This window comes from Paractinoplanes ferrugineus (genome assembly GCF_016862195.1).
Lineage (GTDB): Bacteria > Actinomycetota > Actinomycetes > Mycobacteriales > Micromonosporaceae > Actinoplanes > Actinoplanes ferrugineus.
In genome coordinates, this window is sequence record NZ_BOMM01000019.1 from 1 (window position 1) to 11,911 (window position 11,911).

Below are 11,911 nucleotides of genomic sequence, written 5' to 3' on the forward strand. Positions count from 1 at the left end.
CCCGCCGGCGGGCGGGCCGGCCCGATCGTCATTCCTTGACCGGGATCGACTGCGACTTGAGCGTCGAGATCGTGCTCGCCTGCGCGTCCTGCAGCGCCTTGGTCAGGGTCTCCTGGCCGGTGACCGCCTTCTTGAAGCCGTCCGACGCGTCGGTATAGGTCTTGGTCATCGTCGGTCCCCAGGTGAAGTCCGGCTTGACCTCGGTGGAGGCCTGGGCGAAGACGTCGTAGATCGGCTGACCGCCGTAGAACTCGACACCGTCCTTCAACGCCGGCAGCGACGCGCCTTCCTTGGTCGCCGGGTAGAGGTTGGCCTCCTTGTTGAGCAGGGTCAGCGCCTCGGTCGAGGTGTTCAGCCAGAGAGCGAACTTGGCCGCCTCGTACGGGTGCTTCGAGCTCTTGAAGACCGCCGTCGACGAGCCGCCCCAGTTACCGGCGGCCTTGTCGCCCGCGGTCCACTGCGGCATCGGGGCGACCGCCCATTTGCCCGAGGTCTTGGGCGCGCCGCTGGCGATCGAGTTGGCGCCCCACACCGCGGAGACCCAGGTCCACGCGCTGCTGGAGTTGTAGGCGTTGTCCCACTCGGGGGTCCACGGCGGCACCGACGAGACGAGCTTGGAGTCGATCAGGCCCTGCCAGTAGTCGGCGACCTTCTTGGTGGCGTCGTCGGTCATGCTGACGGTCCAGTTGCTGCCGTCGTTGGCGAACCAGTGGCCACCGGCCTGCCAGACGAAGCCGGCGAACTGGTTGATGTCGCTCTGCGAGAAGTTGGTGATGTAACCGCCCGCGGCCTTGACCTTCTCGGCCGCCGTCGCGTACTCCGCCCAGGTCGTCGGGACCGGGATGTTGTTCTTCTCGAACAGGTCCTTGCGGTAGAACAGCGCCATCGGGCCGGCATCCTGCGGGATGCCGTAGACGTGGCCCTGCTCACCGAAGGTCACCTGGTTCCAGGTCCAGTCGATGAACTTGTCCTTCGACGAGGTGACGATGTCACAGCCGCCGAGGTCGGCCAGGCCGTCCTGCACCCGGAAACTGGGCAACGCGTCGTACTCGATGTGGCCGAGGTCGGGGGCGTTGCCGGCCTTGAGCTGGTTGAAGAAGTTGGCGTAGGTGCCGCCGTTGCCGTTCGGACCGGTCTGCACCTTGACCTGGATGTTCGGGTTGGCCTTGTTCCAGACGTCGACGACCTTGTCGATGTTCGGGATCCAGGTCGTGTAGGTCAGGGTGACCGGGCCGCTCGCCGGGGCGCAGGAGGCCGCCGCGCCGGTGCTGCCGGCGGCCTCGTCGTCCTTGTTCGACGAGCAGGCGGTGATGGACAGGGTGGAGAGCAGCAGAATCGCGACAGATGTAGCGCGGAGGCGCATTTGATTCCCCTTACTTGATGGAGCCGGTACCGAGGCCGCTGCGCCAGAAGCGCTGCAGTGAAAGGAATGCGATGACCATCGGAACGAGCGAGACGAACGCTCCGACCAGGACCAGGGCGCGCAGCTCCGGATGCTGATTGACCTGGGTGTTCCATGAGTAGAGACCGAGGGTCACGGGGAACAGCCGCTCATTGCCGAGCATGATCAGCGGGAGCATGAAGTTGTTCCACACCGCGACGAAATGGAAGAGGAAGATCGTCACGAAGGCGGGCGCCATGAGTCGTACGGAAAGGGTGAAGAACGAACGCACCTCGCCCGATCCGTCGATCCGGGCCGCCTCGAGGATCTCGTCCGGGACGCTGGCCGCGGCGTAGATCCGGCCGAGGTAGACGCCGAACGGGTTGACCAGGCTGGGCAGGAACACCGACCAGAACGTGTTGGCCAGTTCGACCTTGCTGAACATCAGGAACAGCGGCAGGGCGAGCGCGGTGGCCGGCACGAGCACGCCACCGAGCACGATGTTGAAGATCAGCTCGCGGCCCCGGAACACGTACTTGGCCAGGGCGTAACCGCACATGCCGGCCAGCAGCGTGCCGATCAGCGCGGCGCCGACCGTGTAGCCGATCGAGTTGGCCATCCAGCGCAGGAAGACGCCGTCGTTGTAGCTGAACAGGTCGGACAGGTTGCGCCCGAGCGAGAAGTGGTCGGGCCACAGCGAGTGCCCCTCGGTGACCTGGCCGTCCTTCTTGCCGGAGGCCACGAACAGCCACCACAGCGGGGTCAGGAAGTAGAGCGTGAAGACGGCCATCACCAGCATGGCGGCGTACTTCGGCAGCTTGAAGGCAGCCATCACTGCACCCCCTTGCGCTGGGTCAGCTTGAGGAACGAGAACGACAGCACGAACGTGGCCAGCGCCAGGACCACCGAGAACGCCGCGGCCAGGTGGAAGTTCGGGATGCCGGAGGTGCTCAGGACGGTCAGGTTCGGGGTGTACGTGCTGGATACCGCCGAGCTGAAGCTGCGGAACACCTGCGGTTCGGCGAGCAGCTGGAGTGTGCCGATGATGGAGAACACCGTGGTCAGCACGATCGCCGGCATCACCATCGGGATCTTGATGGACCACGCCGTACGGAATGCTCCGGCGCCGTCGATCTTGGCGGCCTCGTAGATCTCGGTCGGCACGGCGAGCAGCGCCGAATAGATGATCAACATGTTGTAGCCGACGTAGACCCAGGTCACGACGTTGGCCATGGCCCAGAGCACCAGGCTCGGCGAGAGCAGGTCGGCGTTCGAGGTGACCGCGGTGAACGGCGACAGGTTCGGCGAGTAGAGGTAGCCCCACATGATCGCGGCGACCACGCCGGGCACCGCGTACGGCAGGAAGTAGACCAGCCGGAAGAACCGCCGCCCCTGCACCAGCCCGGAGTCGAGCAGCAGCGCCAGGAACAGCGCCAGGCCGAGCATGATCGGCACCTGCACGGCGCCGAAGAGCAGGACCCGCTCGACCGACTGCCAGAACGGGCCGTCGCTGAACACCTGCCGGTACTGCACGAGACCGCCGAAGACGTCCTCGGCGGGCCCGAACGTGCCGGACCGCTTGACGGTGTAGAGCGACTGCCAGATCGCGTAGAGGATCGGAATCAGATAGAAGAGCGCGAACAGCACGCCGAACGGCGTGATGAAGAAGAAGATCGCGCGGGTATGCCGCTTGCTCATGGACGGGCCTCCTCACGGACGACGCGTACGCCACCGGGCGGCACCCGCAGGCGGCCGGCCACGACCTCGCCACTGATCAGGTCGCACCCGGCGACCGCGTACTCGATCTCGCGCACCCCGTGGTTGATCACGAAGGCGTACGTGTGTCGTTCACTCCGGCGCCGGACCACCTCGACCGATCCGTCGCTCTCCGGCCCGCGGTCGACGCCGGCCGCCTCGAGCGCCGTCCGGAGCAGGTCGCGCATCGCCGCCCGGTCGAGCGCGGTCGCGACGTACCAGGCGCTGCCGCCGCCGGCCGGGCCGCCGTCGCGGTCCGGCCGGCCGGACGCGCCGCAGAAGTTGCGGGTGATCGCCGGGACGCCGGGCAGCGGGCCGTCGACGTAGCGGGCCACGACCTGCGCGGTGGTGGTGCGCAGCCGCTCGGTCCACAGGCCGGCCGCGCCGCCGTTGTCGAGCGTCACCGTCGTGTCCGGGTTCAGCGGTGCGAACTGTTCGGCGGTGACGCCGAGCAGGTCACGGAACGCGCCCGGGTAGCCGCCCAGCCGGATCCGGTCGTCCTCGTCGGCGATGCCGCTGAAGAACGTCACGAGGACGTGGCCGCCGTGCCCGGCGAACTCGGAGATCGCCTTGGCCTGCTCGTCGGTGACCAGGTAGAGGCAGGGCACCACCACGAAGCGGTATCTCGAGAGGTCACTGTCCGGGCTCAGCACGTCGGTGGTCACGCCCAGCTCGCGCAGGGCGCCGTGCACGGCGTGCACCTGCTCGAGGTAGTTCACCGCGCTGGACGGGCGCCCCTCCTGCTCGGCCGCCCACCACGACTCCCAGCTGAACAGGACCGCGACGTCGGACTCCACGGTGGACCCGGCGACCTCGGCGAGACGCCGCAGCGAGTGCGACAGGTCGAGCACCTCGCGCCACTGCTCGGTCTCGGTGCCGGCGTGCGGCAGCAGCGCCGAGTGGAACTTCTCGCTGCCCTGCCGGGAGGCCCGCCACTGGAAGAAGCAGATCGAGTCGGCGCCGCGGGCCACGTGGGTGAGCGTGTTGCGCAGCATCTCGCCGGGCGCCTTGGTCAGGTTGTACGGCTGCCAGTTGACCGCGCCGGTGGACTGTTCCATCAGCATCCACGGCTTGCCACCGGCCAGCCCCCGGGTCAGGTCGGCGGCGAAGCTCAGCTCGGCGGCCGGGTGCCCGAGCCGGTGGTCGAGGTAGTGGTCGTTGGCGACGACGTCCATCCGCGGCGCCCAGCGCCAGTAGTCCAGATCGCGGATGTGCGCGGTGACCATGAAGTTGGTCGTCACCGGCTTGTCGCTGCGCGCCCGGATCAGCTCGGCCTCGGCCTCGTAGTGGCCGAGCAGCTCGGCCGAGGAGAACCGCTGGAAGTCGAGCATCTGCGCCGGGTTGCGCAGGGACAGCGCCGCCCGGGGCGGCAGCACCTCGGCGAAGGCGCCGTAGCGCTGGCTCCAGAACGACGTGCCCCACGCCGCGTTCAGCGCCTCGATCGTCTGGTAACGGTCGGTCAGCCACTCGCGGAAACGCTCCGCGGTCGCGTCGCAGTAGCAGAGCGCGTTGTGACAGCCGAGCTCGTTCGACACGTGCCAGAGGGCCACCCCCGGATGCCGGCCGTACCGCTCGGCGACCTGCTCGACCAGGGCCAGCGCGTGGTCGCGGAACACCGGCGAGCTCGGGCACCAGGCCTGCCGCCCGCCCGGGTAGCGGCGGGTGCCGTCGGCGGCCATCGGCAGGATCTCCGGGTGCCGGCTCGCCAGCCACGGCGGCGGGGACGACGTACCGGTGCCGAGGTTGATCCGGATGCCGTTCTGGTGCAGCAGGCCGACGATGCGGTCGAGCTGCCCGAAGTCGTATTCGCCGGCCCGGGGCTCGAGGTCCGACCAGCCGAAGATGTTGACGGCGACCAGGTTGATCCCGGCGGCCCGCATCAGCGCGACGTCCTCGGCCCACACCTCGGCCGGCCACTGCTCCGGGTTGTAGTCGCATCCCAGCGTGATCACGGGCGTCCCTCCTCGACCTGTGCACGTGCACACATTTCCGTCCGGAAAATTCGGTGGGTCTGATGTGTGAACGTGCACACAGTAGGATTGCCGCTGATCAGCGTCAAGACCGAAAAGATAAAGTCGAGTGGTGAGTTCGCCAGGAGTGCCGGGCAAAGCCGGAAAAAGGGCCACCGTGCACGACATCGCCGCCGCCGCCGGGGTCTCCCGCGGCACGGTCAGCCGTGTGCTCAACGGCGGCTACGTGTCGGCGACCGCGCGCGCCGCCATCGAACGGGCCATCCGCGAGGTCGGCTACGTGCCCAACACCGCCGCCCGCAACCTGGTCATGCAGCGTTCCCAGGCGATCGGGTTCATCGTCCTCGAACCGCACTCGCTGTTCCTCGAGGATCCGAACATCGGCGGCATCATGCTGGGTGCCAACTCCACGCTGTCGGCCGCCGACTACCAGATGGTCAACCTGGTCGTCGACTCCGAACGCGACACCGCCCGCATCACCCGCTACCTCAGCGGCGGTTTCGTCGACGGCGCGATAATCGTCTCGGCCCGGACCCACGACCCGATCATCCAGGTGGTCGGCAGCCTCGCCCTGCCGTCGGTGTTCGTCGGCCACCCCCGGGACCTGCACCCCGACATCCCGTACGTCGGCATCGACAACCTGGCCTCGGCCGAGGAGATCACCCGCCGCCTGCTCGCCACCGGCCGCCGCCGGATCGGCATGATCGCCGCCGCCGTCGACCGCGACTCCGGCGCCGACCGGCTGGCCGGCTTCCAGCAGGCACTGGGCCCGCTCTACGACGAGACCCTGGTCGCCGACGTCCCGCTCTACGACTTCGCCTGCGGCGCCAAGGGCATGCGTACGCTGCTGGAACGCGAGCCGGAGATCGACGGTGTCTTCGCCGCCTCCGACGCGGTGGCCGCCGGCGCCATGGAAGCGCTCCGCGAAGCGGGCCGCGCCGTGCCCGCCGACGTGGGCGTCGTCGGATTCGACGACAGCTCCTGGGCGTCGCGCACCCGCCCCACCCTCTCCACCGTCCACCAGCCCGCCGACGACATCGGCGCGTACGCCGCCGACATGGTGCTTCGCCAGCTCAAGGGCGAACAGATCACCCGGCGGGGCGTGCTGCTCCCGTCCCCCATCGTCTGGCGGGACTCCGCCTGACGCCGCCCTCCGTCCGGCGCCGTCTTCCGCCGGGGCCGCGGTTACCGGGCGCGGCCTCGCCGGCCGGCCTCTCAGTCCAGGCGGTAGGTCGCGTGGGTGGCCCGGCCGGACACCCGCACGTGGATCTGGCGCAGCCGGCGCGGTGCGGCACCGTCGAACAGCGGCGTGCCCCCACCCAGCAGCACCGGCGCGATGTGCAGCCGGAGTTCGTCGACGACCCCGGCGTCGATCGCGCGCCGGATCGTCTCGCCGCCGCCCATGATGACGACGTCGCGCTCCTCGGCGACCGCGATCCCCTTGGCCACCGCGCTGGCGATGCCGTCGACCACGAACGTCATCCGGTCGGCGAGCCGCACCTTCTCCGGCGGGGTGCGGGTGACGACGAGCACCGGCGGCTGCGCGGCCAGCCCGGCCCCGTAACCCATCTCGTCGTTCCACCCGGCGGGCTGATCGATCACCTCGAAGAGCCGGCGCCCCATGATGAGCACCCCGGTCGCGTCGACGGCCTCCTCGAGCACCGCCCGGTCGACCGCGTCGGGCTGCAGGGCCCACTCGTGCAACGGCTCCCCGCCGACGCCGAGACCGAGCTCCAGGCCGGGCTCCGGCCCCGTGACGAAGCCGTCCAGCGACACCGTGATGTCGGCAACCACCTTGGCCATGGCCTAGCTCCTTCCACCGGTTCCCACCGGAGCATGCCATCCGGATCGCCCCGGCATAAAGAGTGCCGAGATCGCCGAACCGGAACGCCGGGAGCCGCATCACACAGAGGGAAAGCACCGACCGACTGTGCCGGAGGGAACCTCATCTCATGCGTGCCGTGTTCTTGACCCTCGCCGCCCTTCCCCTCGCCCTGACCGCCTGCACCGACGGCCCGCAGAGCGTGGCCGGCGACGCGGGCCCGGTGAATGCCCCGCCCACCAGCGCGAGCGCCGCGCTCCGCACGGCCGTTCCACCCTCGACCGCCCCGCCTTCCACCACTGCGCCCTCGACCGCCCCGCCCTCGGCCGCCAAGCCTTCGCCGTCGACCCGCGGCGGTGGCATCCGCGGGACGGACTGGTCCTCGGTGACTCTTGCCGATCTCCGGCAGTACGGGGACGTCACCTTCAAGAACGGCAAGGCGTCCATCGGGGCCGACAACTGCACCATGCTGCCCGGCGGTGCCCGCCCGTACTATGCCGAATTCCTCGCCGAGGAGCCGGCCAACAGCCCGATCACCGAGGACGCGGTCGTCCTCGTCGCCTGCGGCAGCGACACGCAGCAGCAGATGCTCGTCCCGGTGAAGCTGGGCTACGACCGCCGGACGCGGCAGACGATGGGCTCCATCCCGGCCGACCCGCAGCCCGGACCGGGCCGGCCGATGACGTTCACCTCGTACAGCGTGCGGAACGGGGTGATCGTGACGACCGTACGGAAGACCGACGGCGGCACCGAGACGCGCCGCTACCGCTTCGACGGCGGAACGAGCTGGGAACGGTTCTAGCCGATCCGAGCCGGGCCGGGCGGGGCTCTACCGGTGCACCGGCAACGCGGCGACGATGTCGTCGTCCTCGCGCTCGCCGGTGTCCTGGAACCCGAGCGACACATAGAGTTTCGCCGCCGCGATGTTCTCCGGGTGGTAGGCCAGCCGGATCTCCCGGGCCCCGGGCAGGTCGCTCAGCCGGTCCACGACCGCCAGCATCGCCGCCCGCCCGATCCCCTTTCCCTGCTCCGCGGCGTCCACCAGCATCCCGCCGACCCAGTGCGCCCCGCCCTCGTCGTCGTAGGCCCACATGACGTGCCCGGCCACCGTCTCGCCGGCCAGCACGGCGAGCGAGTTCCAGAGGCCACCGCGCATCGACAGCAGCAGGTAGCGGGCGCCGAGCGCGGCCACGAACCGGCGCTGCTCGTCGGTGGGCGCCACGTCCGCCACGGCCCGCCAGTTGTCGTCGGTGATCGCCGCCAGGGACACGTCCCGCCCGTCCCGATCGTGGTACCGCACGTCCAGGTCCCTTTCTCCGGTCCGTCCGCCAACTCGGCCGAGCATCGCACGAGCGTCCAGGCACCGGCCGGGCGGCCGGGCCGGAAGTGTCGTACCGGGCTGTCAGAATCCAGCGATCATTTGGTCCAGATCGGAGTCTCGGATGTCCACACGGGGGAGATCGATCGTCGCCGCGGTGCTGGCGGCGGCCGTTCTGGGCTGGCCGGCAGCTGCCACGGCCGGTCCGCGAGCCGGCGCCGCACCGGATCAGCCGGCCGAGCCACGATCCGACGGGAAGGTCTGCGCGACCGGGGCGCAGCGGCCCTACGTCCTGACGACGACACCGGTGCTGACCGCCCGGCAGTCCGACCCGGACGCCGGCCGGCCGGATCTCACCACCACGTTCGCCTGGTGGCAGGTCGGCGGGACACTCACCGGCCGGGTGAGCCAGACGGCCGGCAACCCGTCGGTGGTCTCGGCGAGCATCCCCGCCGGCCGGCTCACCGACGGCGGCACCTACGCATGGCACGCGCGGACCTCCGACGGCTCGCACAAGGGGCCCTGGTCGGCCCCGTGCGAGTTCACGGTCGACGTGACCTCGCCGGAGCCGCCGGCGGGGGTCACGTCCACCGACTACCCGGCCGACGGACCGCACGGCGGGCCCGGCATCGCGGGCCAGTTCGTCATCAGCGCACCCACGACCCGGCCGGCGGAGGTCGTCGCCTACGCCTGGACCACCGACGGTGCGATCCCGCCGTCGGCGGCCGCCACCGTCCCGGCCGACGCGACCACCCACGGGGCGACGCTCACCTTCGCACCGGCCCGCGACGGCGTGGTGACGTTGCGGGTGTGGTCGCAGGATCGGGCCGGCCACTTCTCCGCCACCCCGGCGACCTGGACCTTCTTCGTCAAGGCGATAAGCGAGCCGCAGCCGGTGCGGCCGCTGCCCCCGACGATCTCGTTCCCCGGTGGCGACACCACCGATCAGGGCGGCACGCTGTCCCTGCGGCTCGACGCCAACGGCGACACCAGCGTCACGCGATTCCGCTACAGCATCCGTTCCACCGCGCTCGACCTGACCGCCGTCCCGGACCGTCCGGGCGGTTCCGTCGTCGTCCGGATCCCGGCCGGCACCCTCACCGGCACCTCGCAGGTCTTCGCGAAGTCGAGCACCGGCAGCGTCGACAGCCTGCTCACCCAGGGCAGCTTCACGGTGCGGAGCCTGACGAGCCTGACCGGACTGGTGCTCGACGTCGCGACGTTCCTGCCGGTCGAGGGCGCGACCGTCCGGGTCGAGCCGGGCAACCATGCGGCCACGACGAACGCCGCCGGCGAGTTCTCGTTCCCGGCGGCCGAGTTGCCGGCCGGCGACTACACGGTGACCGCGAGCTACGGCGGGTGTTCGGGCGAGCAGCCGGTCTACGTCGACGGCTCGGGTCTCTACCTCGAGATCCTGCTCTTGCCCGGCGAGTCCGGCAACGAATCCGGTTGCGGGTCCCAGCCCGGTCAGTGACGGGGGATCAAGCGGGCGCCGGTCCAGGCCAGGCCGGTGCCCGCGGCCAGCAACAACAGAGCCCCCACCGTAGGTAGGGGCTGCTTGGCGTAGACGCCCGCGCCGATGGCTCCGGCGGCCAGCATGAGCAGGATGCCGTCGGCCGGGTTCACCAGTTTCGAGCGGAAGACGGCCCAGCCGAGCAGCAGCCAGCCCGCACCGGTGGTGGCCGACGCCACCGTCACCGCATGCTGCATCTGGTCGGCCGACAGCGAAGCGCCGGCGGCCGGCGTGCCGGGCGGCAGGGCGGCCAGCGGGAGGGTGAGCATCGCGCCGGCCAGGCCGATCAGCAGGCCGGCCATCGCCGTGCGCCGGGTGCGGGTGCCGGCCAGCAGGCCGGCCAGGGCGATCATCGCGAGCACCGCGAGCCAGTCGGCGGCCAGGGCGACCGGGAGCGGACCCGGCGGGGTGTCGATGCCCAGGGTCAGCCAGCCGTCGAGGACGGCCGCGGCCGGGAGCGCCCACAGGGCCAGCCGGGCATATCGGCGGACCGACCAGATCCAGACCGCCTCGCGGACGGGCAGGAGGTGGTCCGTGTCCACGGTTCCGGCCGCGCCGACCCAGGCGGGCGCGACCCGCAACGGGCGTCCACTGGCCGTGCGGTTCTGGCTGATGCTCATGGCTCCGCCTCGAATGGCTCAAGCCGAGCGGCCCGGGGGCAACCGTCGGGAATCCTGGGCAGAGCATTCCAAACGAGCGTGAGCGGCGCAGCTGATTCCCAGGAAAACGGGTGTATACCCAGAAAATGCCCAGGTAACCGTCCGTGACGAAGATCGGGCCGGCGACGGGCCGCGCGACGGTCGGGGGCACTCGGACGGCGTACTGGGTCGATTCCTTTCGAAATTATTTCCTGCCGCTCTGAGCTGCGAAAACACCACGACCGGCGCGGCTCGCGGGGGGATCGCGTTGAACCGGTCGCCGATCGGCTGCGTACTGCGGGCCGACCGAGCACATCGACACCCACGAACGAGGAGTGATGATGAGACCGCGTGCGTACCGGAGAAACCAGGGTCCCAACCGGCGGAAGGCTCTCGGTGCCGTGGTCGTCGCCGGCGTGGTGGCCGCGGCCGGCCTCGCCGGTGTGCAGCTGGCGAACGCCAGCACCACCAGCAGCACGAAGGCCGCCGGCGTGATCGTCGTGGACGGTAAGCAGTTCGAGGTCTCGGCGTGCAAGCAGCTCGAGGTCAACGGTGCCGAGGTGATCTGCGACGGCGAGAAGATCGCGCCGCAGGCGGAGAAGGGGCAGAACGCGGGCCAGGCCGCCAACGACGCCGCGGTCGCGCTCGAGGCCGCCTGTGACACCTTCGCGGCGGACGTCGCGGCGGTGCAGGACGAGGGCCAGAACGCCGCGGACCAGGCCGGCGACAAGGCCGGCGCCGAGCAGAGTGCCGGCGAGGCCGCGGCCGAGAACAAGAAGCTGGCCAAGAAGTACGCGAAGGCGCTGAAGGCGGCCAAGAAGCACAAGGACGCCAAGGCCGGCGGCGCCAAGGCGGGCGACGACGAAGCGGGGGACAAGGCCGGCGACAAGGCCGCTGACGACAAAGCGGGCGCCGACAAGGCCGGCGATGACAAGGCCGGGGACGACAAGGCCGGGGACGCCGGGGATGCCGGGAACGCCGACGACCAGGCGGCTCAGGACGCGGCGGCGGCTGCGGCGGTGACCTCGGCGCAGGCCTCGTTCCTGCAGGCGTGCCTCGCGCTCTCCGACGTCAAGGCGGCGGCCGGTATCGGCGGCGCGGCGGACCAGGGTGCGGCGGCCGGCGACCAGGCGGCGGAGCCGGGCGCGGAGCCGAGCGAGCCGGCCAAGAAGGCCAAGAAGTAGGAACCGATCGTGGGAAAGGGCCGGCCCGTGCGGGCCGGCCCTTTTGTCGCACCGTGCACGATCAGACCATGCACGACCAGACCATGCACGATCAGGCCGTGCACGATCAGGCCGGGGACGGATCAGGCGTGGTCGCGCTGCTGGACACCGTTGTAGTCGGCTCCGCCGAGAGCGGCCGACGGCGGGATCGGCTCGGGGGCGGGCAGCGCGGCCGTACGGTCAGGATCTCCGCTGACCTGGGCCTCCGCCTCCCGGACCTGCTCGCCGACCTGGGCCGCCTCCCGCGCGGCCGCCTCCGCGGCGGCGATCGCCTCGCGTTCCACCGCGCCC

At 70.6% G+C, this 11,911-nt stretch carries 11 protein-coding genes and 1 pseudogene; 4 read left to right on the plus strand and 8 right to left on the minus strand.

The window, feature by feature from the left end:
• Nucleotides 1-28: 28 nt before the first annotated feature.
• The 4 genes from Afe05nite_RS13095 to Afe05nite_RS13110 are packed head-to-tail and all read right to left on the minus strand — an operon-like array spanning nt 29 to nt 5,088.
• A complete protein-coding gene (locus Afe05nite_RS13095; protein WP_203817332.1) occupies nt 29-1,363 on the minus strand; it encodes a sugar ABC transporter substrate-binding protein in 1,335 nt (444 codons plus the stop codon).
• Between the two features lie 10 nt (nt 1,364-1,373).
• Nucleotides 1,374-2,213 carry a carbohydrate ABC transporter permease gene (locus Afe05nite_RS13100; protein WP_239117782.1) on the minus strand — a complete coding sequence of 280 codons (840 nt, stop codon included), beginning with the start codon at nt 2,211-2,213 and terminating at the stop codon, nt 1,374-1,376.
• The gene (locus Afe05nite_RS13105; protein WP_203817333.1) at nt 2,213-3,079 is read right to left on the minus strand and encodes a carbohydrate ABC transporter permease; all 867 of its coding nucleotides are present in this window, start codon (nt 3,077-3,079) and stop codon (nt 2,213-2,215) included. Before Afe05nite_RS13105 ends, Afe05nite_RS13100 begins: the two co-directional genes overlap by 1 nt.
• Nucleotides 3,076-5,088: a beta-galactosidase gene (locus Afe05nite_RS13110; RefSeq protein ID WP_239117783.1), complete on the minus strand. Its 2,013-nt coding sequence runs from the start codon at nt 5,086-5,088 to the stop codon at nt 3,076-3,078. The genes Afe05nite_RS13105 and Afe05nite_RS13110 overlap by 4 nt, the downstream gene beginning before the upstream one ends.
• 130 nt (nt 5,089-5,218) lie before the next feature.
• On the opposite strand from Afe05nite_RS13110, the gene Afe05nite_RS13115 reads away from it, so the two are divergent.
• Complete coding sequence (locus tag Afe05nite_RS13115) at nt 5,219-6,250, plus strand: LacI family DNA-binding transcriptional regulator (RefSeq protein ID WP_239117784.1); 1,032 nt, start codon at nt 5,219-5,221, stop codon at nt 6,248-6,250.
• 71 nt (nt 6,251-6,321) lie between these two features.
• On the opposite strand, the gene Afe05nite_RS13120 is transcribed toward Afe05nite_RS13115, so the two are convergent.
• Nucleotides 6,322-6,909 carry a dihydrofolate reductase family protein gene (locus tag Afe05nite_RS13120; RefSeq protein ID WP_203817335.1) on the minus strand — a complete coding sequence of 196 codons (588 nt, stop codon included), beginning with the start codon at nt 6,907-6,909 and terminating at the stop codon, nt 6,322-6,324.
• A 149-nt stretch (nt 6,910-7,058) separates the two neighbouring features.
• On the opposite strand from Afe05nite_RS13120, the gene Afe05nite_RS13125 reads away from it, so the two are divergent.
• The gene (locus Afe05nite_RS13125; protein ID WP_203817336.1) at nt 7,059-7,730 is read left to right on the plus strand and encodes a hypothetical protein; all 672 of its coding nucleotides are present in this window, start codon (nt 7,059-7,061) and stop codon (nt 7,728-7,730) included.
• A gap of 27 nt (nt 7,731-7,757) precedes the next feature.
• On the opposite strand, the gene Afe05nite_RS13130 is transcribed toward Afe05nite_RS13125, so the two are convergent.
• Nucleotides 7,758-8,228, minus strand: coding sequence for a GNAT family N-acetyltransferase (locus tag Afe05nite_RS13130; RefSeq protein WP_239117785.1), 471 nt, complete (start codon nt 8,226-8,228; stop codon nt 7,758-7,760).
• A 142-nt stretch (nt 8,229-8,370) separates the two neighbouring features.
• Between Afe05nite_RS13130 and Afe05nite_RS13135 the strand changes: the two genes are divergently transcribed.
• Entirely contained in the window at nt 8,371-9,720 is a 1,350-nt protein-coding gene (locus tag Afe05nite_RS13135) for a carboxypeptidase regulatory-like domain-containing protein (RefSeq protein WP_203817338.1), read from the plus strand.
• Here Afe05nite_RS13135 and Afe05nite_RS13140 read toward each other — a convergent pair.
• Complete coding sequence (locus Afe05nite_RS13140) at nt 9,714-10,379, minus strand: hypothetical protein (protein WP_203817339.1); 666 nt, start codon at nt 10,377-10,379, stop codon at nt 9,714-9,716. The two genes, Afe05nite_RS13135 and Afe05nite_RS13140, sit on opposite strands and share 7 nt — an antisense overlap.
• Before the next feature lie 359 nt (nt 10,380-10,738).
• Here Afe05nite_RS13140 and Afe05nite_RS13145 point away from each other — a divergent pair, with 359 nt between their 5' ends.
• Nucleotides 10,739-11,581, plus strand: a complete 843-nt coding sequence (locus Afe05nite_RS13145) for a hypothetical protein (RefSeq protein WP_203817340.1) — start codon at nt 10,739-10,741, stop codon at nt 11,579-11,581.
• 122 nt (nt 11,582-11,703) lie between these two features.
• Here the strand turns inward: Afe05nite_RS13145 and Afe05nite_RS13150 are convergent.
• Nucleotides 11,704-11,911 (minus strand): annotated as a pseudogene (locus Afe05nite_RS13150) (SPFH domain-containing protein); the annotation flags it as partial.

Bases quoted from the DNA above. Each gene is read 5' to 3' on its own strand.
- Afe05nite_RS13095 (WP_203817332.1), bottom strand. From the start codon at position 1,363: ATGCGCCTCCGCGCTACATCTGTCGCGATTCTGCTGCTCTCCACCCTG.
- Afe05nite_RS13140 (WP_203817339.1), bottom strand. From the start codon at position 10,379: ATGAGCATCAGCCAGAACCGCACGGCCAGTGGACGCCCGTTGCGGGTC.
- Afe05nite_RS13120 (WP_203817335.1), bottom strand. From the start codon at position 6,909: ATGGCCAAGGTGGTTGCCGACATCACGGTGTCGCTGGACGGCTTCGTC.
- Afe05nite_RS13100 (WP_239117782.1), bottom strand. From the start codon at position 2,213: ATGGCTGCCTTCAAGCTGCCGAAGTACGCCGCCATGCTGGTGATGGCC.
- Afe05nite_RS13135 (WP_203817338.1), top strand. From the start codon at position 8,371: ATGTCCACACGGGGGAGATCGATCGTCGCCGCGGTGCTGGCGGCGGCC.
- Afe05nite_RS13125 (WP_203817336.1), top strand. From the start codon at position 7,059: ATGCGTGCCGTGTTCTTGACCCTCGCCGCCCTTCCCCTCGCCCTGACC.
- Afe05nite_RS13145 (WP_203817340.1), top strand. From the start codon at position 10,739: ATGAGACCGCGTGCGTACCGGAGAAACCAGGGTCCCAACCGGCGGAAG.
- Afe05nite_RS13105 (WP_203817333.1), bottom strand. From the start codon at position 3,079: ATGAGCAAGCGGCATACCCGCGCGATCTTCTTCTTCATCACGCCGTTC.